The sequence below is a fragment of the Sphingomonas sp. 22176 genome, from assembly GCF_052045505.1.
In the GTDB taxonomy this organism is placed as follows: Bacteria; Pseudomonadota; Alphaproteobacteria; order Sphingomonadales; family Sphingomonadaceae; genus Sphingomonas.
Map to the genome: position 1 here is coordinate 69961 of NZ_JBQEPL010000004.1, position 20225 is coordinate 90185.

Here is a 20225-nt window from a genome sequence, read left to right on the forward strand (position 1 = left end):
GGGAGGATGCCAGAACCTCTCGAACCGTCGTCCGTCCTCCCCCTCCGAGCCGCTGCGCGGCCCACCTCCCCCTGGCGGGGGAGGATTTGCTTCAGACGCAAATCGCCTCTTGCCATCCCGCGCCAACCTCCCCCACAAAACGCGACGTTTTTTCGGGGGAAGCAATGCGCGGGCAAGTGTTGGGGGTGGATCGGTCAAGCGGCGAAGGCCAGATTTCGGGCGAGGATGGCGGCCGCTATGTTTTCACCCAGGAAGACTGGAGCGACAGCCGCCACCCCGCGGTCGGCGCCAAGGTCGATTTCGACGTCGACGGCAAGCGCGCCCGCCGCATCTTCCGCCTGCTGGAAGGCGCCGACCTGCCGGTGCCCGCGGGCGAGCCTCGCAGCAAGATCGTCGCCGCGGTGCTCGCGCTGTTCCTGGGCACGCTTGGCATCCACCGCTTCTATCTCGGCCGCACCGGATCGGGCGTGGTGATGCTGCTGCTCACCTGCACCATCGTCGGCGCGCTGGTCACCGGCGTCTGGGCGTTCGTCGATGCGATCCGCTATCTGCTGATGAGCGATACCGAGTTCGCCCACCGCTATCCGCGCCGCTGATCAGGCGGCGAGGAAATCGGGCACCAGCCCCCAGACCCGGTCAAGCTGTTCGCGCGTGATGCTGTAGGGCGGCATCACGTACACGGTATTGCCCAGCGGCCGAAGCAGCACGCCGCGCTCGCGTGCGAACGCCATCAGCCGCGGCGCGATCGCTGAAAGATAGCCATTCTCCGGCTGCTCGATCTCGAGCGCGGCAATCGTGCCCATGCGGCGGTGGCCGATCAGGCCGGGTACATCGGCCAGCCGGTCGAGCGCTGCCTGCTGCCATTCGCCTAGCCGCGCGATCCGCTCCAGCACCGGCTCGTCCCGCCAGATGGCGAGGTTGGCCACGGCGGCCGCACAGGCGATCGGGTTCGCGGTGTAGCTGGAGGAGTGGAAGAACATCCGCGCGCGATCCTCGGACAAATGCGCCTGGAAAATCGGCGCGGTCGCCAGCGTCACCGCCAGCGGGATCGCGCCGCCGGTGATGCCCTTCGAGAGGCACAGGATGTCGGGCACCACGCCCGCCTGTTCGCACGCCGTCAGCGTGCCGGTGCGGCCCCAGCCGGTCATCACCTCGTCTGCGATGAAGAGCACGTTGTGGCGCGTGCAAATCGCCCGCATCTCGGCGAGCAGCGCGGGGGTATAGAAGAGCATGCCCCCTGCCCCCAGCACCAGCGGCTCGACGATGAACGCCGCAGCACCGGCGCGGCACTCCGCTTCCAGCGCGTCGAGCGTGGCCTGTTCGGCGCCCGTGCTGGGAAAGGGGATGGTGCCGACGTCGAACAGCAGCGGCTGATAGGGCCGGTTGAACACGCCCCGCGCACCGACCGACATGCCGCCGATCGTATCGCCATGATAGCTGTGTTCGAGGACGAGGATGCGGCTGCGGTCCTCGCCGCGGTTGTGCCAATAGCCGAGCGCCATCTTGAGCGCGACTTCCACTGCAGTGGAACCGCTGTCGCTGAAGAAGACGTGTTCCAGCGCCTCGGGCAGGATCTCCCGCAGCCCGGCGGCGAGCGTCTCGGCGGGTTCGTGGGTCCAGCCGGCGAAGATGATCTGGTCGAGCTTGCCGGCCTGTTCGGCGATTGCGGCCATGATGCGCGGGTTGCAATGACCGTGCGTTGTCACCCACCAGGACGAGACCGCGTCGATGAAGCTGCGGCCATCGGCGGTGTGGATCAGCGCGTCCTTCGCGTGACTGACCATCGGGATCGGCTCGCCCAGCCCGTGCTGGGTGAAGGGGTGCCAAACCGATGACATCAGGCGAAGTCCGCCAGATCGAAGGCGTCGGCGAAGGCGCGTGCGAGCGCATCGGGCGTCAGCTCGGGCAGCATTGGCAGGCGACCGAGGCGCTGGACCTTGCCGATCGCGGCAATGGTCACCTCGCTGTCCTCGACCGGATCGCCGACGAACGCGATACCGTGGATCGGCACGCCCCGCGCGCGGAGTGCCTCGATCGAGAGCAGGCTGTGGTTGATCGTCCCGAGCGCGGTGCGCGCGACCAGCACCACCGGCTTGGCCCAACGGGCGAAGACATCGGCGTAGAGGATCTCGCGCGTCACCGGCACAAGCGCGCCGCCCGCGCCTTCGACGACCAGCGGCCCGTCGACCGCCGGCAGCGCCAGGCGATCGGGGTCGATCGTCACACCGTCGATCTCGGCGGCAAGATGCGGCGAGCAGGGCGTGACCAGGCGATAGGCCTCGGGGAGGACGTGCCCGATCGGCAGGCCCGACAGTGCCGCGGTGCGCTCGCTGTCGCTGCCGTCGTCGAGCCCTGCCTGGACGGGTTTCCAGTAGCGGGCGCCGAGGGCACCCGCGAGGGCGGCGGCGAACACGGTCTTGCCGATGCCGGTATCGGTACCGGTGACGATGAAGGTCTGGGTCATGCTGCGATGGGCTCGGTTGCGGCGAGAAGCGTCGCCAGCCGTTCCGCGAGTGCGGCGATTTGGGCAGGCGACACATTGTTGGTGATCGAGATGCGCAGGCGCGAGGTACCCGCGGGGACGGTAGGCGGGCGGATGCCGCGCACGTCGAAGCCGCTTTCCTGCAGCGCGACGGCTACGGCCATGGTCCGCACGTCGTCGCCGAGGATCAGCGGCAGGATCTGGGTGTCGCCCGCCGGTACGCCAAGCGGCGCGAGCGCGGCACGGGCGACGGCGATCCGCTCGGCCAGCGCGGACCGGAGAGCGTCCCCCTCCGCCACGATGCGCAGCGCCGCGCGCACGGCAGCCGCCATCAGCGGCGACGGCGCGGTCGAGAAGATGAAGGCGCGGCCGCGATTGACGAGGAAGTCGCGGACGATAGCGGGGCCGGTGACCAGCGCCCCCTCGCAGCCCAGCGCCTTGCCGCAGGTATGCAGCGTGATCAGATTGGCGGTCGGCAGGCCATGGGCGAGCCCCTGCCCCTGCGGGCCGCAGACGCCGGTGGCATGCGCCTCGTCGACGAGCAGGATCGCGTTCTCGGCCTCGGCGAGCGCCGACAGCGCGGCGAGCGGCGCGACATCGCCGTCCATGCTGTAGAGGCTCTCGACCGCGATCCACACGCGCCCTGCCCCGCCCTCGCGACGCCAGGTAGCGATCGCCTCGGCGAAGGCGGCAACGTCGTTGTGCGCCGCCTGTCGTGCTTCCGCCCGGCCGAGGCGCATGCCTTCGTGCGCGCTGGCATGGACGAGTGCGTCAAACAACACGAGGTCACCGCGCTGGGGCAAAGTGGCGAGCAGTGCCGCATTGGCCGCATAGCCACTGGAGAAATACAGCGCCGACTCGCGCCCGAAGAACGCCGCGGCCTCGGTCTCCAGCGCTTCGTGCTCGGGATGGTTGCCGCGGAGCAGCCTCGAACCGCCCGAGCCGATCGGCACGCCGCGCGCGAGCGCCGACGCCACGGCGTCGCGCAGTTCGGGCGAGTCGGACAGGCCGAGATAATCGTTGGACGCGAAGTCCGCGCCTTCGCGGGGGATCAGCCTGCGCCCGCGGCCACGGGCCGTCAGGTCGGCAAGGTCGCGCGCGTGTGCTTCGAATGCGTGCATCGCGGCGCGGCTACACCCGGCCGCGCCCGCGTGCAATCGATCCGCCCACCTTTACCCCGCCAGGGTAAGAAATCACTTGCATCCATTTACCCCAGCCGGGTAAGGGTCCCGAATGACGACGTTAGCCGGTTCCAAAATCCGCCAGTTTCGCGAGGAACGCACCCTCACCCGCGCCGCTTTCGGTGCCTGGTTCGATACGCCAGGCTCGACCGTGCAGGGCTGGGAGACCGACGGCAAGCGCGCCAATACCAAGGTGATGAACCAGATAGCGGCGATGGGAATCGCCGAGCATGCGGACTGGCACGTCGCCGTCCGCGACGTGGAGAGTGCAATGGCAAGCTGGACCCCCGATAGCTGGACGCGCGCCGAAGCGCGCCAGATGCCGCAATATCCGGACAAGGGCGCGCTCGACGCCGCCACCCGGCAGCTGAGCAGCTATCCCCCGCTGGTCTTCGCCGGCGAGGCGCGCGAGCTTACCGCGGAGTTGGGCAAGGTCGCGCGCGGCGAGGCCTTCCTGCTCCAGGGCGGCGACTGTGCCGAGAGCTTCGCCGAGTTCCACCCCAACAACATCCGCGACACCTTCCGCGTGATCCTGCAGATGGCGGTTGTGCTCACCTTCGCCTCCAAGCTGCCGACGGTGAAGCTCGGTCGCATGGCGGGCCAGTTCGCCAAGCCGCGTTCGGCCGATACCGAGGTGATCGATGGTGTCGAGCTGCCCAGCTACCGCGGCGACAATGTCAACGACATCGCCTTCACGCCGGAGTCGCGCATCCCCGATCCGCAGCGGATGGTGCAGGGCTACAGCCAGTCGGCGGCGACGCTCAACCTGCTGCGCGCCTTTGCAAATGGCGGCTATGCCAATTTGCACCAGGTGCATAAGTGGACGCTCGACTTCATGGGCAAGAGCCCCTGGTCGGCCAAGTTCGCCGATGTCGCGGACCGGATCGGCGAGGCGCTCGACTTCATGGAAGCGTGCGGGATCAACCCCGATACCGTGCCGCAGCTAAAGGGCACCGACTTCTACACCAGCCACGAGGCGCTGCTGCTCCCCTATGAGCAGGCGCTGACCCGGCAGGACAGCCTGACCGGTGACTGGTACGATACCTCGGCGCACTTCCTGTGGATCGGCGACCGCACCCGCTTCGAGGGCTCGGCGCATGTCGAGTTCCTGCGCGGCATCGGCAACCCGATCGGGATGAAGTGCGGGCCGAGCCTCGAGCCCGACGCACTGCTGCGCCTGCTCGACACGCTCAACCCGGGCCGGGTGCCGGGGCGGATGACGCTGATCACCCGCTATGGCCATGACAAGATCGAGGCAGGCCTGCCCAAGCTGGTCCGCGCGGTGAAGCGCGAAGGCCATCCGGTGGTGTGGAGCTGCGATCCGATGCACGGCAACGTCGTCAAGGCGGCCAATGGCTACAAGACGCGGCCGTTCGACCGGATCCTCGCCGAGGTGCGCGGCTTCTTCGCCGTCCACCGCGCCGAAGGCACCTTCGCAGGCGGCATCCATGCCGAGATGACCGGGCAGAACGTGACCGAATGCACCGGCGGTGCGATCGCGATCACCGAGCAGGGGCTGGCCGATCGCTACCACACGCATTGCGACCCGCGCCTCAACGCGGGTCAGAGCCTGGAACTGGCGTTCCTGCTCGCCGAAATGCTCAACGACGAAATGGCAGAGCGCCGCAAGGCCGCGGCCTGATGCCCGGAGGGCGCGTTGCTCAGCGGAGCAGCGCGCCCGCCAGTGCCCACAGGCCATAGCCGAGCGCGAAGACCAGCATCCAGGCGAACACCGCGCTGCCGACGATGATCGCCAGCCGGGTACGAACCGAGAATTTCTCTTCCTTCCCCGACGCGTTCCACCCCTCGACCACCGGCGGGGTGGGCTGGGGCGTCGGCAGCGGCGTCTTGGGGAAGGCGATCGGCGTCGCGGCGGGGCCGGAGACGGCGGTGCGCAAGTCCGCATCGCTGAGCGGGGTGACGAACTCGCAGCCATAGATGCCCGCGGTGCCCCACACGACCGATGCCTCGCGCGTGCCGATCCCAGCGATGCCGAGCGCGATCGCGTCGCCCACCTTGAGCTCGGCGCCCGCGACGACGCGGAAGCCGCCGTTCGACAGGTCCTCGATCGTCACGTCAACCGGCGCCCAGTCCGAATCGCGCAGCGTCGCTTCGAGTTCGACGCTGTGCCGCTCGGCCCAGCGTCCGTCCTGATACAGTCGTGCCGCGATACCCATAAGCGCTCCACTGGCGTGCGTTGGGCTCCGCTTTGCATGCGCAGGCGTTGCGAGGCGGTAAACGCCGCGGAAATTATCTTAAGAGTTCATGGTTAACGAAGACTTTGTCCGCGGCCGCGACAATTTTCGGGTTGCATCGCAAACAAGCGACACGCGGCTGCAACACGGGCCGGGCAAATGCTCCCTTGTCGGCGCGTTTCGTTCCCCCTCGCGTCGACTCTCCCCGAACTAAACGGGGCAGCCTCACGGGGCTGCCCCGGCCTTTTCCGGGGTTCAGGCGTAGAGGTCTACCACCTCCGCCCCATCGCCCTCCGCTTCCAGCAGCAGCGTCCGGTGGCAATGGCACGGATCACGCTCGTAGCAGAGCAAGGCGCTCGGCTTCTCCGCCGCCAGCGCATGCATCTGCGCGACCTGCGCCTGGGCCTCGGGCAGCCCGAGCTGGACGTCATAGACTTCACGCAAGGTCGCCACGTCGCCCTTCTTCGCCGCGTCGCGCCCGCGCTTGGGGGTGCCGAGTTGCTTGAGATGGAAATAGTCGATGCCCGCGTCGCGCAGGCTCGCGGCAAGGCTCGACTTGGAGAAGCCCGGACGGCGCGACAGCGGCAGCGCGCGCACGTCGATCACCCGCTGCACCCCGGCTCGGGTGAGCGCGGCGAGAAACTCGGCCATGGTGGTGGCTTCGTAGCCGATCGTGTAGATTCGCATCCTCGCTCCTTTGTCATCGCGCCGTCATGCCGCTATGGGCGCCGACGTGACTCATGACATCCACATCATCGGCGGCGGCCTGGCCGGCTCGGAAGCCGCGTGGCAGCTCGCCCAGGCGGGATATAAGGTCCGCCTCTCCGAAATGCGCGGCTCGGGCGAAATGACGCCCGCGCACCAGAGCGACCGGCTGGCGGAACTCGTCTGCTCGAACAGCTTCCGCTCGGACGATGCCGACAGCAACGCGGTCGGCCTGCTCCACCAGGAAATGCGCGCGCTCGGCTCGCTGATCCTGACGCAGGGCGACATCCACAAGGTGCCGGCCGGCTCGGCGCTGGCGGTGGACCGCGACGGCTTTGCCGAGGGCGTGACCGCGGCGCTGGAGCAGCATTCCAACATCACCATCGTCCGCGAGCGGGTCGACACGCTGCCCGCCGAGGGCCGCACCATCGTCGCGACGGGCCCGCTGACCGCGCCGATGCTGGCGGAGAGCATCGGCCGCGCAACCGGCAAGGACAGCCTCGCCTTTTTCGACGCGATCGCGCCGATCGTCCACCGCGAGTCGATCGACATGGAGATCGCTTGGTTCCAGAGCCGGTGGAACAAGGGGTCGGGCAAGGATTACATCAACTGCCCGATGTCCAAGGAGCAGTATCTAGAATTCCACGCCGCGCTGATGGCCGGCGAGAAGACCGAATTCCGCGAGTGGGAAAACGTCCCCTATTTCGAAGGCTGCATGCCGATCGAAGTGATGGCGGAACGCGGGGTGGATACGCCGCGCTATGGACCGATGAAGGGCGTGGGCCTCGACGATCCGCGCACCGGACGCTGGCCGTATGCGGTGGTGCAGCTGCGGCAGGACAATGCCAGCGGCACCTTGTGGAACATGGTCGGCTTCCAGACCAAGCTCAAATATGCCGAGCAGGTGCGGCTGTTCCGCACCATCCCGGGGCTGGAGAATGCCGAGTTCGCGCGGCTGGGCGGTCTGCACCGCAACACCTTCCTGCGCTCGCCCGAGCTGCTCGACGGCACGCTGCGGCTGAAGAGCGCGCCCAATATCCGCTTCGCCGGGCAGATCACCGGCTGCGAGGGCTATGTCGAGAGCGCAGCGATCGGGATGCTCGCCGGGCGCTTCGCCGCGGCGGAGATCGCGGGCACCGAACTGCCGGCACCGCCGCGCGAGACCGCGCTGGGCGCCCTCCTCTCGCACATCACCGGCGAGGCGGAGATCGAGACCTACCAGCCGATGAACGTCAATTTCGGACTGTTCCCGCCGATCGAGGGCCGCACCAAGAAGGCCGATCGCAAGCGGATGTATACCGATCGAGCAAGAGCGGCGCTGAAGGACTGGCTGGCGGCCTAAAGGGGGTACACCTTCTCAGCCGTCATCCCGACGAAAGTCGGGATCCAGAAGCCTCAACGTTCCAGATGGAGCCGGGAGCGCCAGGCCAATGGATCCCAGCTTTCGCCGGGATGACGGCATAGAGCGTAGGTTTACGTCTCCAGCACCGGCTCCTTCGCCATCGCCATCGCCAGCGCGCGGTGGCGCTTCTCCACCGCCTCGCCATAGAGCGGCTCGTCGCCATCAGCGAGACTGAGCACCAGCGACGGCCCCTCCAGCCGAAGCCTGGAGCGCTTGAGCGGCCGCGCGACGCCGCCGCTCAGCCGCTGCCCCAATCGCATCGCCAACCCCCAGCGCATGGCCTCCGCCAGCGCTTCGACCGTAGCGAGCCGTTCGAGCGGCGCCGGGCTGTCCAGCGCCCCGCCCAGCGAGGTATATAGCGCCTGCGCCACGATCGCGCGGCCCGCCGCATCGATGCCCACCCAATTGCCGTGCAGCCCAATCTCCATACCGCGTTCGGCGCGAAACTCCGGGTTCGCGCGCCAGCCCACGTCCGCGAGCAGGCAGGCAGTGTGGCGGAGACGTGCCGATTCCGGCCCATCGCGGAACAGCGGGGCGAGCCAGGCATCGAGCAGGTCGCCATGCTCGGGAAAGCGTCCGGAGCGCTGGCCCTCTTCGCGGGCGGCGACGATCAGCGGGTCCTGAAGCCGCTCCTCGGCCGAGAGGCGCTGGAACAGCAGCCCCTCGCGCAGCCCATAGGCCGAGACGACCGTACCGCTGCTGCCGAGCTGCCTGGTCACCGCAACCAGCAGCGCCGCCGCATCGGCGAGCGAGGGGATGCGCGCGCTCGACAGGTCGGGCACAGTCTTGAGATCGGCCTTGGTCGCACCCTCGACGCGGCGGCCGAGCTCCTCCACCCGCTCGATCGCCAGCGGATAATGGTGGACGATCGGCAGCGGATAGTTGCTCAGGTGCATGTCGAGCTTGGCGAGCGAGCGCCACGAGCCGCCGACCATGTAGAAGGGCAGCCCCTTCCCCCGCCCCTTCCAGCCGGCCGCCTCGACCATGCGGGCGACCTCGCGCTCCAGCACGCCCTTGCCCCGCGCACGGATCGCGCCGAGGCGAAGCACGCCGAGCGGGAACGACACGCGATCGGTCACCGTGCCGGCGACGACGCGGACTAGCTCCAGGCTGCCGCCGCCGAGATCGCCGACCACGCCGTCCGCTTCGGGAATGCCCGACAGCACGCCCAGACCGGCCGCCGTCGCCTCTTCCACCCCGGAGAGCAGCTCGACCTCGAGGTCCAGCGCTCGGGCCATTGCCATCAGCTCGCCCCCATTGGAAGCATCGCGCACCGCGGCGGTGGCGACGGTGCGCAACTCGCTCACCTGCATTTCGCGGGCGAGCAGCGCGAAGCGGCCCAGTGCCGCCCGCGCGCTGGCAAGGCCGCCGGCGTGGATCGCACCGGTCTCGGCCAGGCCCTTGCCGAGCCCGGCCATCACCTTCTCGTTGAACAGGATCGCCGGCAGCCGCGCCGGGCCTTCATAGACGACGAGGCGGATCGAATTGGAGCCGATATCGATGATCGCCGTACGCGGCCGAGCGCCTTCGGACTGGGCACGCGGCGGCTTGCGGAACAGGGCGGTGGCCACCCGCTCAGCCGCCCTTCGCGGCGAGGCGACGCTTGCGCGGCGACAGCTTGGGCACGGGCTTGCGCGCCTCCACGGCGGCGCCGCGGCCCGAAAGCGAGGGGTTGGTCATGAAATAACGGTGCAGGTTGAATTCCCCGTCTTCGCCCGGAACGATCCGGTCGTAATGGCCGTCGGGCGCGAGCAGCCAGCTCTGTTCGTTGTCCAGCAGGTTGGCGACCATTACCTGGTCGAGCACCTGATCGTGGACGGTCTTGTTGAGCAGCGGCAACATGAACTCGACGCGGCGATCGAAGTTGCGCTGCATCCAGTCGGCCGAGGAGATATAGAGCTTGGCGTCGTCATTGGGCAGCGCCTTGCCGTTGCCGAACGCCCAGATGCGGCTATGCTCGAGGAAGCGGCCGACGATCGACTTGACCCGGATATTCTCGCTCATGCCCGCGACGCCCGGGCGCAGGCAGCAGATGCCGCGCACGATCAACTCGATCTGAACGCCGGCGGCGCTGGCCTGGTAGAGCTTCTCGATGATCGCGGGATCCACCAGCGAGTTCATCTTCGCCCAGATCGTGCCGGGGCGCCCGGCCCGGACATGCTCGATCTCCTCCTCGATCAGCGCGGTAAGGCGCTTGCGGAGGTCGCGCGGGGAGATGCCGAGCAGCTCCAGATGCTGCGGCTCGACATAGCCGGTGACGTAATTGAAGATCTGCGCCGCATCGCGCCCCATCCGCGGATCGGCGGTGAAGAAGCTCAGGTCGGTATAGATGCGCGCGGTGATTGGGTGGTAGTTGCCCGTGCCGAAATGGCAGTAGGTGCGATAGCGATCGCCCTCGCGGCGGACGACCATCGAGACCTTGGCGTGGGTCTTCCAGTCGATGAAGCCGTAGACGACCTGCACGCCCGCGCGCTCCAGCGCGGTCGCCCAATAGAGGTTCTGCTCCTCGTCGAACCGCGCCTTGAGCTCGACCACCGCGGTCACCGACTTGCCGGCCTCGGCGGCGGCGATCAGCGCGTTGATGACCGCGGGCTGCTTGCCGGCGCGATAGAGCGTCTGCTTGATCGCCACCACGTCCGGGTCGGCCGCAGCCTGCTGGAGGAAGCTGAGCACCACGTCGAACGTCTCGTACGGGTGGTGGACGATGATGTCCTTGGCGCGGATCGCCGCGAAGCAATCGCCGCCATATTCGCGGATCCGCTCGGGAAAGCGCGCCGAGAAGGGCGTGAACTTCAGGTCGGGCCGGTCCTCGTCGACCAGCATCGACAGATCGCCGACGCCCAGGAAACCGCCGGTTTCGGTGAGCAGCGCATCGCTGCCGCCCAGCTCCTCCTTGAGCACCGCTTCGAGATCGGGGGCGATGCCCTCCTCCATCTCCAGACGGATCACCCGGCCGCGGCGCCGGCGCTTGATCGCCGAGCGGAAGGTGAGGACGAGATCCTCAGCCTCTTCCTCGATCTCGATGTCGCTGTCGCGCAGCACCCGGAAGGTGGCCGCGCCCAGCATCTCGTAGCCGTGGAAGAGCAGTTCCCAGAAATGCTTGATCAGCGTCTCGATCGCGACATAGCGCGCAGGGCTGCCCGGCAGGCGGACGAAGCGCTTGAGCGTCGTCGGCAGCATCACCAGTTCCTGGATCGGCTCGCGATCGGACTTGCGCAGCAGGTTGAAAATCACGCTCGATCCCTGGTTGGGGATGAACGGGAACGGGTGCGCCGGGTCGAGCGCCTGCGGCGTCAGGATCGGGAAAATCTGCTCGCGGAAATGGTTGGCGAGCCATTGTTCGGTCTCGCCCTCGATCGCATCGGCTTCGAGCACGAAGATGTTGGCGAGCGCGAGTTGCGCGCGGATATCCACCCACACCGCCTGCTGCTCGTCGGCGAGCGTGGCGGCTTCGGCGGAGATCGCTTCTAGCTGCTGCGCGGGGGTGAGGCCGTCGGCCGAGCGCGTGTCGATATTCTGGAGCTGCTGACCCATCAGGCCCGCCACGCGGACCATGAAGAACTCGTCGAAATTGCTCCCCGAGATGGAGAGGAAGCGCAGCCGCTCCAGCAGCGGGTGCGCGGGGTTGCACGCCTCTTCCATCACGCGGCGGTTGAAGGCCAGCCAGGAGAGCTCGCGGTTGAAATAGCGCGCTTCGGTGGGATCGGCGGGGGCGATGGTCGCAGGTGCGGCGGATTCGGTCATTCGCTCTCGCTATCGTCGGAATGCGTCAAAAGGCTTGCAGCCTGGAGTGTAGACTTCACCACCGGGATCGACAAACGGCCGTCGGTCTCCATCTCCAGCACGTCGGCAACGCGCAGGATGGCGACATGGCTGCGCTCGATGCGCTTGGCGATCCAGGCGATCACGGCGGGCGTCGCGTGGAGCAGGTGACGGGTGAAGGCGCGCTCCAGCAGCAGCGGGATCAGCGCGTCGTCGGGCGGGCCGATCTCGAGCAGCGGCGAGGCGGCGAGGCGCGAGCGCAGATCGGGCAGCGTCACGTCCCAGAGCGGCGGCGCGGCATCGGCGACGATCAGCAACGGACGCCGCGCGCTCTGGGCGTCGTTCCAGGCGTGGAAGATGTCGGCCTCGTCGGCGCGCTCGGCATCGTCGATGATCGTCGCGCCGTTCTTGGCGGCAAAGATCCGCGCGAGCAGGCTGCGCCCGGACTTGCGCGGCCCCACCAGCAGCGCGGCCATCACCGGCCAGGTCGCCCAATGTTCGAGCTGTTGGACGGCGCGGGCGTTCGAGTCGCTGACCAGGAAGTCCGTCTCGCTCGCCTCGGGCAGACCCAGCGGCAGGCGGAGCTGGCTCATTGCGCCTTGGGGGTCGGCGATGCTTGCGGCGCGGCCCCGCGACGGATGCGGAGCACGCCCGGCCCTTCCTGGACGCTCCAGCCGCGCGACTCGAGCGCGGCGCGCAGCGCGGCCTGGGATCCGTCGAACGACACGCGCATCACCGAGATGCCGCCCAGCGCAAGGCTGGTGGTAGTGGCGCTGCGGACGCCTGGCACGCCGCGCACTGCGCTTTCGGAGGCGTTGACCGCAGCGGCGTTGGGCGTTTCGACCTGGACCGACAGCGACGTTGTCGTGCTCGTCGCCCCCGGCGTGGTCTCCACGCTCGGCAGCGGCGTCGGCAGCGGGGTTGCCTCCGGCGCCGGTGCGGCAGGCTGGGCGACCGGTGGCCGCGCGGCGAGCACCGCATCGGTATGGAGCCGGCCGTCGGTCAGCGCCGCCTGATAGGCCTTGTCGATGCGGGCCACGGCGGTGTCGAACAGCGCGTCGATCGCGTCGCCGTTGTCGATCCGCAGCGCGAAACTGGTGATCGGATCCTTGTCCGGCCCGTGCGTCGCCGAGAAGATGCCGACGATCGGCCCGCCCGGATAGTCGCGGCGAAGCTGCACCTCGGCAACCAGCGTGTCGACCGCGCCGTACTGGTCGAGGATCGTCCGCCACCAGTTGCGGCCGTGGCGGAGCGTCTGCCCGGTATTCACCAGCAGCCGATCCGCGCCGGTGCCGCGCAGGCGAACATAGTCGATCGTGCTGCCCGCGGCGCGGAGGCGGTTCCAAGCGCGCGCCCAGGCGGTGTCGCGCTCGAAGACCTGGCCAACGCCGCCCGAATATTGCAGCGGCACCAGCAACATCGGCGGCGAATGGGTCACCGCGATCGACACCCCGAGAATCGAGCCGGCCTTGGCGCGATCGAACTGCACGCCCAGGCTGGCGATATAGCGGTTGGGGCCGATCTGCTCGCGCTCGACGACAATGCCGGTGACGATCGCGTCCAGGGCCGAATCGGAGAGCGACCCCGGCTTGCCGGTGAGCTGCTGCGACAGCATCGACCAGCCCTTGCGCTGTGCGATCCGCCAGCCGCCCTGGCGCGCGATGTCGGCGCTCTTGCCGGAGACATCGACCTTCACGCCGCTCACTTCGAAGCTGCCGGCGGCACCCACGGGTGCGGCGGGCGCCCCGCCCTGCCCGCGTGCCGCCATGATACCCGCACCGGCGAGCGCGAGCACCGAAAGGGCGCCAAGGACGGTTTTGGGACGGCGAAACTGCATGCGGGCGCCCTTTTGGCGAACCGGGCGTGGAAATCCAAGCGCGTTGTGGCTAGGGCGCTCTGCCATGAGCGAGACCAAGGCGGGCGATGGCCCTTACACCTATGCCCAGGCGGGCGTTTCGATTGCGGCGGGCAATGCGCTGGTGCGCGCGATCGGCCCGCTTGCCCGTTCCACCCGGCGCCCGGGCGCCGACGCCGACCTCGGCGGCTTCGGCGGCATCTTCGACCTGAAGGCCGCGGGCTTCACCGATCCGCTGCTGGTCGCGGCGAACGACGGCGTCGGCACCAAGCTGAAGCTGGCGATCGAGCACAACCATCATGACGGCGTCGGCATCGATCTCGTCGCGATGTGCGCCAACGATCTGATCGTGCAGGGCGCCGAGCCGCTGTTTTTCCTCGACTATTATGCGAGCGGCAAGCTCGACAACGCGGTTGCCGAGCGGGTGATCGCCTCCATCGCTGAGGGCTGCCGCCAAGCCGGCTGCGCGCTGATCGGCGGCGAGACCGCCGAGATGCCCGGCATGTATGCCGATGGCGATTATGACCTGGCCGGCTTCTGCGTCGGCGCGGTCGAGCGCGACCGGCTGCTCGACGGCAAGAAGATCGCAGCCGGTGACGTGCTGCTGGGTCTCGCCTCGAACGGCGTGCACTCGAACGGCTTCTCGCTGGTGCGGCGACTCGCGGCGGACAAAGGCTGGAAGCTCGATCGTCCGGCGCTGTTCGACCAGGAGCGGCTGCTGATCGACGCGCTGATGGCGCCGACTCGCATCTATGTCGCGAGCCTGCTGCCCGAGCTGCGCAAGGGCAATATCCACGGCCTCGCCCACATCACCGGCGGCGGTCTGCTGGAAAATGTCCCCCGCGTGCTGCCCGAGGGCACCCATGCGCGTATCGACGCCGATGCCTGGCCGCAGCCGCGGCTGATGGCGTTCCTGCAGGCACAGGGCAATATCGAGCCGGAAGAGATGGCGCGCACCTTCAACTGCGGCATCGGCATGGTCGCGGTGGTCGCCGCCGATCAGGCCGAAGCCGTGTCGGCCGCGCTGACCGCGGCGGGTGAGACGGTGTTCATCATCGGCACAATCGAAGCAGGCGAGCGCGGCTGCACGGTGGTCGGCGGCGACGAGACCTGGAGCGCCCGCGCGCCGTGGAGCGCCACGCACCATGGCTGAGGCGTCCGCTGGCGCCTCCAGTTCGAAGAAGCGACTCGGCATCCTGATCTCGGGCCGCGGATCGAACATGGCCTCGCTGGTCGAGGGCGCCGCGGCGCCGGACTGTCCCTATACCGTAGCGCTCGTCGCCAGCGACAAGCCGGAGGCGGCCGGGCTTGCCTGGGCTGCGGAGCGCGGCGTGCCGACCTTCGCGCAGAGCCCCAAGGGCATGCCCAAGGCCGAGTATGAAGCGAAGATCGACTCGGCGCTGCGCGACGCGGGCGTCGAGGCGATCGCGCTTGCCGGCTATATGCGGTTGCTCTCCGACGATTTCGTCGCGCGCTGGCGCGGGCGGATCGTCAACATCCACCCCTCGCTGCTGCCCAAATACAAGGGCCTCGACACCCATGCCCGCGCGATCGAAGCGGGCGATGCCGAGGCGGGCGCCTCGGTCCATGTCGTCACCGAGGAACTGGATGGCGGCGAGGTGCTCGGCCAGGCGCGCGTGGCGATCCTGCCCGACGACACCGCCGACAGCCTCGCCGCGCGCGTGCTCGCGGAGGAACACAAGCTCTACGCAAAAACGCTCGCCGACTGGCTTCGCGGCTGAGAATCGGCGGATATTTGGCCGTCATCCCGCGTTCATCCCCGTTCATACCGAACACGGGGAAGTCACGCACATGGCCAAGGACTCGGCGCTCACGCCGGAGGAAGAAGGCGGGATCGCCACTGCCGAACTCGGGCTGGTGCTGCTCGACGGGCCCAACGGGGTCGCCGTCGCGATGACCCCCGAGGCGGCCGAAGCTACCGGCCGCAGCCTGCTCGCCGCGGCCGAAGCGGCGGCCGGCCAGCGCGCGCGGGGCGAAACGGGTTATTGAGACTTGTGCTGCCATAGTGCCCGCGCCGATAAGGGGCGCGGATGATCAAGGTCGCCAGCTATAACATGCGGAAGTCGATCGGCACCGACCGAAGACGCCGACCGGAGAGGACGCTCGAGGTACTGCTCGAGGTCGACGCCGACGTGATCGCCTTGCAGGAGGCCGATCGGCGCTTCGGCGCGCGCGAGGCCGTACTCACCCAAAGCCTGCTCGCCGAGCACAGCCCGTGGAAGCCGGTGCATTTCGGCATGCGCGCGCGATCGATGGGCTGGCACGGCAACGCGCTGCTGGTCCGCAAGGAGGCCGAGATCCTCGGCTGCGCTGCACTCCATTTGCCGACGCTGGAGCCGCGCGGTGCCGTGATGGCGGATCTCCGCATCAACGGGCAGCCGCTTCGGGTGCTGGGCATGCACCTGGATCTGTCCGGCCTATGGCGTCGGCGGCAGGCGCACGCCATCCTCACCCAGCTGGCGGACCTTCCGCCGATGCCGACGGTGATGATGGGCGACCTCAACGAATGGAGCGCGGATCGCGGCTGCCTGCGCGATTTCGCCCAGCATTTCGCCTTCGCCGCCACCGGCAAGAGCTTCCATGCCCGCCGCCCGATGGCGCGACTCGACCGGATCATGGCGTCGCCCGATCTCGCGTTCGGCGAAGCAGGCGTGCACCACAGCCTGGCGGCGCGCACCGCATCGGATCACCTCCCCATCTGGGCGGAGGTCCGGCACCGCTGATGCACGAGGCTCAGGAAAAGGAGCTGCGGCTGGCGCTGGTCTGCTATGGCGGGATCAGCCTCGCGGTCTACATGCACGGCATCACCAAGGAGGTGTGGCACCTCGCCCGCGCCAGTTGCGCCGAGCGCGAGGGGACGCCGCTCCAGAGCGTCTATCGCGAGCTGATCGAGGATATTCGCGACCGCAGCGGGCTAAACCTCCGCGTGCTGGTCGACATTCTGTCCGGCGCCAGCGCAGGCGGGATCAATGCGGTGTTCCTCGCCCAGGCGATTGCCACCGGGCAGTCGCTCGATCCCCTGACCGCGATGTGGCTGGACCATGCCGATGTCGATGCGCTGCTCGCCCCCAGCCAGGGGCCGTCGCACCGCTTCGCCAAGATCTGGGCCAAGCCGATCGCCTGGATGCTCTCCAATCGCGAACATGGCGTGGAAGAAACCGTCGAGGCGGGATCGCGCGTGGAAGTGCGCGAGAAGCTGGAGCGCTTCGTCCGCTCGCGCTGGTTCGAGCCGCCCTTCGGGGGCGAACAGCTGCTCAAGACGCTGCTCAATGCGTTCGACAAAATGGCCCAGGGCCCTGCCGAGCGCCGGCTGCTGCCCGAAGGCCAGCCGCTCGACCTGTTCGTCACCGCCACCGATTTCCGCGGCCATGCCGAAACGCTGCGGCTCAATACGCCGCCGGAAGTGGTGGAGACCGAGCATCGCCTCGTCTTCAGCTTCACCGATCACGGCCGCGGCACCGGCATCGCCGATCCTGCCGCGCTGGGCTTCGCCGCGCGCGCGACCTCCAGCTTCCCCGGCGCCTTTCCGCCGCTGATGGTGGAGGAACTCGACAAGGTCCTCGCCGATCGCGGCGAGACCTGGGCCGGCCGCGACGCCTTCCTCCAGCGCGCGCTGCCCGAACAATGGGCGGAGAGCCGCGCCGAAAAGGCGGTGCTGATCGACGGGTCGGTGCTCGCCAATGCGCCGTTCGGCCCGGCGATGGAGGCGCTGCGCGAGCGCCCTGCCCGCCGCCAGGTCGATCGCCGCTTGGTATTCCTCGATCCCACGCCGGACATGCGGTTCGACTTCTATGGGCCGCGCCGTGAGCGCCCGGGCTTCTTCTCCACGCTGATCGGCGCGCTGTCCGAACTGCCGCGCAAGCAGCCGATCCGCGACAATCTCGATGTCATCGCCGCGCGCTCGGACCGGATCGAGCGGATGCTCGCCATCGTCTCCGAAATCCGGGCAGAGGTGGAAGCACAGGTCGAGTCGCTGTTCGGCTACACGCTGTGGCTCGATTACCCGACGCCCAAGCGCCTCGCTGCGTGGCGCAAGCGCGCCCAGGTCGCCGCCGCCACCAAGGCCGGGTACGGCCATACCGCCTATGCCCTGCTCAAGGTCGACGGCGCGATCGATCGCACCGCGCGGCTGCTTCAGGCGCTTGCCGGACAGCAGGACGGACAACGACTCCGCTCGCTCGGGCGGCGCCTTCGCGAAACGGTGCGGACGCGCGGGGCGGACCGCTTCGGCGCCAACCTGCCCGGCGGCGCCTCGCCCGAAGCGCTCGACTTCCTGCGCGGCCATGATCTCGGCTTCCGTATCCGGCGGCTGCGGCTGCTCGCCCGGCGACTGGCCGAGCTGGAGCAATCCGCCCAGCGCGGGGCGATGCGGCCGATGCGCGATGCGATCTACGGCGCGCTCGCGGCCTATCTGGAGCTCAAGCGCTCGGACACCTTCGCCGATCTCCAGGACCGGCTGGCGGGCGATCCCGCCACGGTGCTCGATACGCTGGCCGAACGGATGCAGCTCCGCGCGCTCGACAGACAGACCGACGAGGTGCTCTCCGCCGGCTTCAGCGCGCTGTCGAAGGAACTGCGGCGGCCGATGCTGCTCGCCTATCTCGGCTTCCCCTTCTTCGACATCGCCACCTACCCGCTGCTCCAGGGCGAAGGCATGGACGAGTTCGACCCGATCCGCGTCGACCGGATCTCGCCCGAGGACGCCAAGGCGATCCGCACCGGCGGCGTGGCGGCGATGCTGAAAGGCAACCAGTTCAACAATTTCGGCGCGTTCTTCAGCCGCGCATACCGCGAGAACGACTATCTCTGGGGTCGCCTCAACGGCGCCGACCGCCTGATCGACATCGTGCTCTCCACGCTCGAGTCCGACGCGCGGCCCGATGCCGAGCACATCGCCGCGTTCAAGCGCCGCGCCTTCCAGGCGATCCTCGACGAGGAGGCCCCCGCGCTCACCGCGATCCCGGGACTGATCGCCGAGTTGCGCACCGAAATCGGCTGAGCCTTGGCAAGCGGGCACGCTCGGGCCTAGAAGGCACGCAGGATTTGCCAGGAAGGGAGCGGAATGCGGTTTCTGAAGGTGCTGTTGTGGCTCCTGCTCGGTGGCGTGATCGCCGGGTTCGTGATCTACAATGGCGAGCAGCGCGTGAGCATCCAGCTCTGGGGCGGTCTCGTCGCAGATATCAGCCTGCCGCTCTTGCTGATCATCGTGTTCCTCGCCGGCTTCCTGCCGATGCTGGTCGCCTATCAGACGCTGCGCTGGCGGATGCGCCAGCGCTTCGCCGGGCTGGAGCGGGCGCTTGCCGATCTCCGCGCGATCCCGGCCACGCCCGCACCGCGTTTCGAGCCCGTCACCGACGCCGTCGCCATCGAGGAGCCGCGCGCATGAGCGGCCGCATCTATGTCGCACTCGACACGCCCGAGCTGGAAAAGGCCAAGGCGCTCGCCCAGAAGGTCCGCCACCATGTCGGCGGCATCAAGCTGGGCCTCGAATTCTTCATGGCGAACGGCCGCCACGGCGTGCACGAGATGGCGGAGATCGGCGTGCCGATCTTCCTCGACCTTAAATTCCACGACATCCCCAACACCGTCGCCAAGGCGATCCAGGCGCTGCGGCCGCTGAACCCCGCGATCCTCACCGTTCACGCCGCCGGCGGCCGGGCGATGCTGGAGGACGCCAAGGCGGCCGCGCCCGAGGGCACCAAGGTCGTCGCGGTGACGATGCTCACCAGCCTCGACGGTAACGACATGACCGCGATCGGCCTCAAGCCCGATCCGCACGAGCAGGTGATGCGGCTGGCGGAGCTCGCACGCTCGGCAGGTGTCGACGGCATCGTCTGCTCGGGCGAAGAGGTGAAGGCGGCCCATGCGGCGTGGAAGGATGGCTTCTTCGTCGTTCCCGGCGTCCGACCGGCCGATGCGCATGTCGGCGATCAGAAGCGCGTCGTCACGCCGCGCAGCGCGGTCGATGCGGGGGCCTCGATCCTGGTGATCGGCCGGCCCATCACCCAGGCCGAAGATCCGGACGCGGCTGCTCGCGCAATTGCCGCGACGCTTTGAGAATTAACGGGTTTCCTCTCCTACAAAGGAGAGGAACTTCCGGAACGCCCATGCCCCTCACTTTCCGCCCTGCCGCGATCGCCGACCTGCCGGCAATCCATCCCGTGATCGAGCGCGCCTATCGCGGCGAAACCGCGCGTCAGGGATGGACGCATGAGGCGGACCTGATCGAGGGGCCGCGCACCAATCTCGCAACGCTGACCGCAATCGTGGAAGACCCGGCCCAAGTGCTGCTGAGCGTATGGGAAGATGGCGCCGCGATCGGCTGCGTCAACGTCGTGAACCGCGGCGGCGGGACTGCCTATCTGGGCTTGCTCTGCATCGATCCGCTCCGCCAGGCGGGCGGGCTCGGTCGCCAGCTGATCGCTGCCGCCGAGACGCATGCTCGCGACGTCTTCGGCTGCACGCGCATGGAAATGACGGTGATCGAAGAACGCCGCAAGCTGATCGAGTACTATCTTCGTCGCGGCTATGCCGAGACGGGGCAGCGCTGCGACTTCCCGATCCCGCTCGACCCGCCGCTGTTCATGACGGTGCTGGCCAAGAAGCTGGTCTAGCGCCTAGA

At 68.5% G+C, this 20225-nt stretch carries 20 protein-coding genes; 11 read left to right on the forward strand and 9 right to left on the reverse strand.

The annotated features are described in order from the left end of the window. Window positions 1-185: 185 nt before the first annotated feature. Window positions 186-596 (forward strand): TM2 domain-containing protein, encoded by a 411-nt coding sequence (locus ACTJKY_RS14860; RefSeq protein ID WP_440846910.1) that lies wholly within the window; start codon window positions 186-188, stop codon window positions 594-596. Here ACTJKY_RS14860 and ACTJKY_RS14865 read toward each other — a convergent pair whose 3' ends face one another. Genes ACTJKY_RS14865 through ACTJKY_RS14875 form a run of 3 tightly spaced genes read right to left on the reverse strand, consistent with a single transcriptional unit; the run spans window position 597 to window position 3603 of the window. Continuing rightward, window positions 597-1838, reverse strand: a complete 1242-nt coding sequence (locus ACTJKY_RS14865) for an adenosylmethionine--8-amino-7-oxononanoate transaminase (RefSeq protein WP_440846911.1) — start codon at window positions 1836-1838, stop codon at window positions 597-599. Beyond that, window positions 1838-2464 carry a dethiobiotin synthase gene (gene bioD, locus ACTJKY_RS14870; RefSeq protein WP_440846912.1) on the reverse strand — a complete coding sequence of 209 codons (627 nt, stop codon included), beginning with the start codon at window positions 2462-2464 and terminating at the stop codon, window positions 1838-1840. The genes ACTJKY_RS14865 and bioD overlap by 1 nt, the downstream gene beginning before the upstream one ends. After that, window positions 2461-3603, reverse strand: a complete 1143-nt coding sequence (locus tag ACTJKY_RS14875) for an 8-amino-7-oxononanoate synthase (RefSeq protein WP_440846913.1) — start codon at window positions 3601-3603, stop codon at window positions 2461-2463. Before ACTJKY_RS14875 ends, bioD begins: the two co-directional genes overlap by 4 nt. Before the next feature lie 331 nt (window positions 3604-3934). On the opposite strand from ACTJKY_RS14875, the gene ACTJKY_RS14880 reads away from it, so the two are divergent. Further along, entirely contained in the window at window positions 3935-5305 is a 1371-nt protein-coding gene (locus ACTJKY_RS14880; protein ID WP_183049493.1) for a class II 3-deoxy-7-phosphoheptulonate synthase, read from the forward strand. Between the two features lie 19 nt (window positions 5306-5324). On the opposite strand, the gene ACTJKY_RS14885 is transcribed toward ACTJKY_RS14880, so the two are convergent. Together ACTJKY_RS14885 and ACTJKY_RS14890 are read right to left on the reverse strand one after the other, a co-directional pair. Then, the gene (locus tag ACTJKY_RS14885) at window positions 5325-5840 is read right to left on the reverse strand and encodes a PilZ domain-containing protein (protein WP_440846914.1); all 516 of its coding nucleotides are present in this window, start codon (window positions 5838-5840) and stop codon (window positions 5325-5327) included. Window positions 5841-6113: 273 nt separating this feature from the next. Further along, window positions 6114-6545 (reverse strand): DUF488 domain-containing protein, encoded by a 432-nt coding sequence (locus ACTJKY_RS14890; protein WP_440846915.1) that lies wholly within the window; start codon window positions 6543-6545, stop codon window positions 6114-6116. Between the two features lie 46 nt (window positions 6546-6591). Here ACTJKY_RS14890 and trmFO point away from each other — a divergent pair, with 46 nt between their 5' ends. After that, the gene (trmFO, locus tag ACTJKY_RS14895; protein WP_440846916.1) at window positions 6592-7905 is read left to right on the forward strand and encodes a methylenetetrahydrofolate--tRNA-(uracil(54)-C(5))-methyltransferase (FADH(2)-oxidizing) TrmFO; all 1314 of its coding nucleotides are present in this window, start codon (window positions 6592-6594) and stop codon (window positions 7903-7905) included. A gap of 131 nt (window positions 7906-8036) precedes the next feature. Here trmFO and ACTJKY_RS14900 read toward each other — a convergent pair whose 3' ends face one another. From ACTJKY_RS14900 to ACTJKY_RS14915, 4 genes are read right to left on the reverse strand one after another with little or no spacing between them, the layout of a single operon-like run. After that, entirely contained in the window at window positions 8037-9536 is a 1500-nt protein-coding gene (locus ACTJKY_RS14900; protein ID WP_440846917.1) for a Ppx/GppA phosphatase family protein, read from the reverse strand. Between the two features lie 4 nt (window positions 9537-9540). Then, a complete protein-coding gene (locus tag ACTJKY_RS14905; RefSeq protein WP_121077247.1) occupies window positions 9541-11709 on the reverse strand; it encodes an RNA degradosome polyphosphate kinase in 2169 nt (722 codons plus the stop codon). Beyond that, the gene (locus tag ACTJKY_RS14910) at window positions 11706-12320 is read right to left on the reverse strand and encodes a chromosomal replication initiator DnaA (RefSeq protein WP_440846918.1); all 615 of its coding nucleotides are present in this window, start codon (window positions 12318-12320) and stop codon (window positions 11706-11708) included. The genes ACTJKY_RS14905 and ACTJKY_RS14910 overlap by 4 nt, the downstream gene beginning before the upstream one ends. After that, window positions 12317-13564 (reverse strand): heavy-metal-associated domain-containing protein, encoded by a 1248-nt coding sequence (locus ACTJKY_RS14915; RefSeq protein ID WP_440846919.1) that lies wholly within the window; start codon window positions 13562-13564, stop codon window positions 12317-12319. Before ACTJKY_RS14915 ends, ACTJKY_RS14910 begins: the two co-directional genes overlap by 4 nt. A 64-nt stretch (window positions 13565-13628) precedes the next feature. On the opposite strand from ACTJKY_RS14915, the gene purM reads away from it, so the two are divergent. The 8 genes from purM to ACTJKY_RS14955 all read left to right on the forward strand — a co-directional run bounded on the left by purM (window position 13629) and on the right by ACTJKY_RS14955 (window position 20217). Beyond that, window positions 13629-14735, forward strand: a complete 1107-nt coding sequence (gene purM, locus ACTJKY_RS14920; RefSeq protein ID WP_440846920.1) for a phosphoribosylformylglycinamidine cyclo-ligase — start codon at window positions 13629-13631, stop codon at window positions 14733-14735. Next, window positions 14728-15324, forward strand: a complete 597-nt coding sequence (gene purN / locus ACTJKY_RS14925) for a phosphoribosylglycinamide formyltransferase (RefSeq protein WP_440846921.1) — start codon at window positions 14728-14730, stop codon at window positions 15322-15324. The genes purM and purN overlap by 8 nt, the downstream gene beginning before the upstream one ends. Before the next feature lie 70 nt (window positions 15325-15394). Then, entirely contained in the window at window positions 15395-15592 is a 198-nt protein-coding gene (locus tag ACTJKY_RS14930) for a hypothetical protein (RefSeq protein ID WP_084583162.1), read from the forward strand. Window positions 15593-15633: 41 nt separating this feature from the next. Beyond that, window positions 15634-16326 (forward strand): endonuclease/exonuclease/phosphatase family protein, encoded by a 693-nt coding sequence (locus tag ACTJKY_RS14935; RefSeq protein WP_440846922.1) that lies wholly within the window; start codon window positions 15634-15636, stop codon window positions 16324-16326. Beyond that, the gene (locus ACTJKY_RS14940) at window positions 16326-18602 is read left to right on the forward strand and encodes a patatin-like protein (protein ID WP_440846923.1); all 2277 of its coding nucleotides are present in this window, start codon (window positions 16326-16328) and stop codon (window positions 18600-18602) included. The genes ACTJKY_RS14935 and ACTJKY_RS14940 overlap by 1 nt, the downstream gene beginning before the upstream one ends. Window positions 18603-18680: 78 nt before the next feature. Beyond that, window positions 18681-18989: a LapA family protein gene (locus tag ACTJKY_RS14945; RefSeq protein WP_440846924.1), complete on the forward strand. Its 309-nt coding sequence runs from the start codon at window positions 18681-18683 to the stop codon at window positions 18987-18989. After that, window positions 18986-19660 (forward strand): orotidine-5'-phosphate decarboxylase, encoded by a 675-nt coding sequence (gene pyrF, locus ACTJKY_RS14950; RefSeq protein WP_141985363.1) that lies wholly within the window; start codon window positions 18986-18988, stop codon window positions 19658-19660. Before ACTJKY_RS14945 ends, pyrF begins: the two co-directional genes overlap by 4 nt. A gap of 50 nt (window positions 19661-19710) precedes the next feature. Next, the gene (locus ACTJKY_RS14955; protein ID WP_440846925.1) at window positions 19711-20217 is read left to right on the forward strand and encodes a GNAT family N-acetyltransferase; all 507 of its coding nucleotides are present in this window, start codon (window positions 19711-19713) and stop codon (window positions 20215-20217) included. Window positions 20218-20225: the final 8 nt, after the last annotated feature.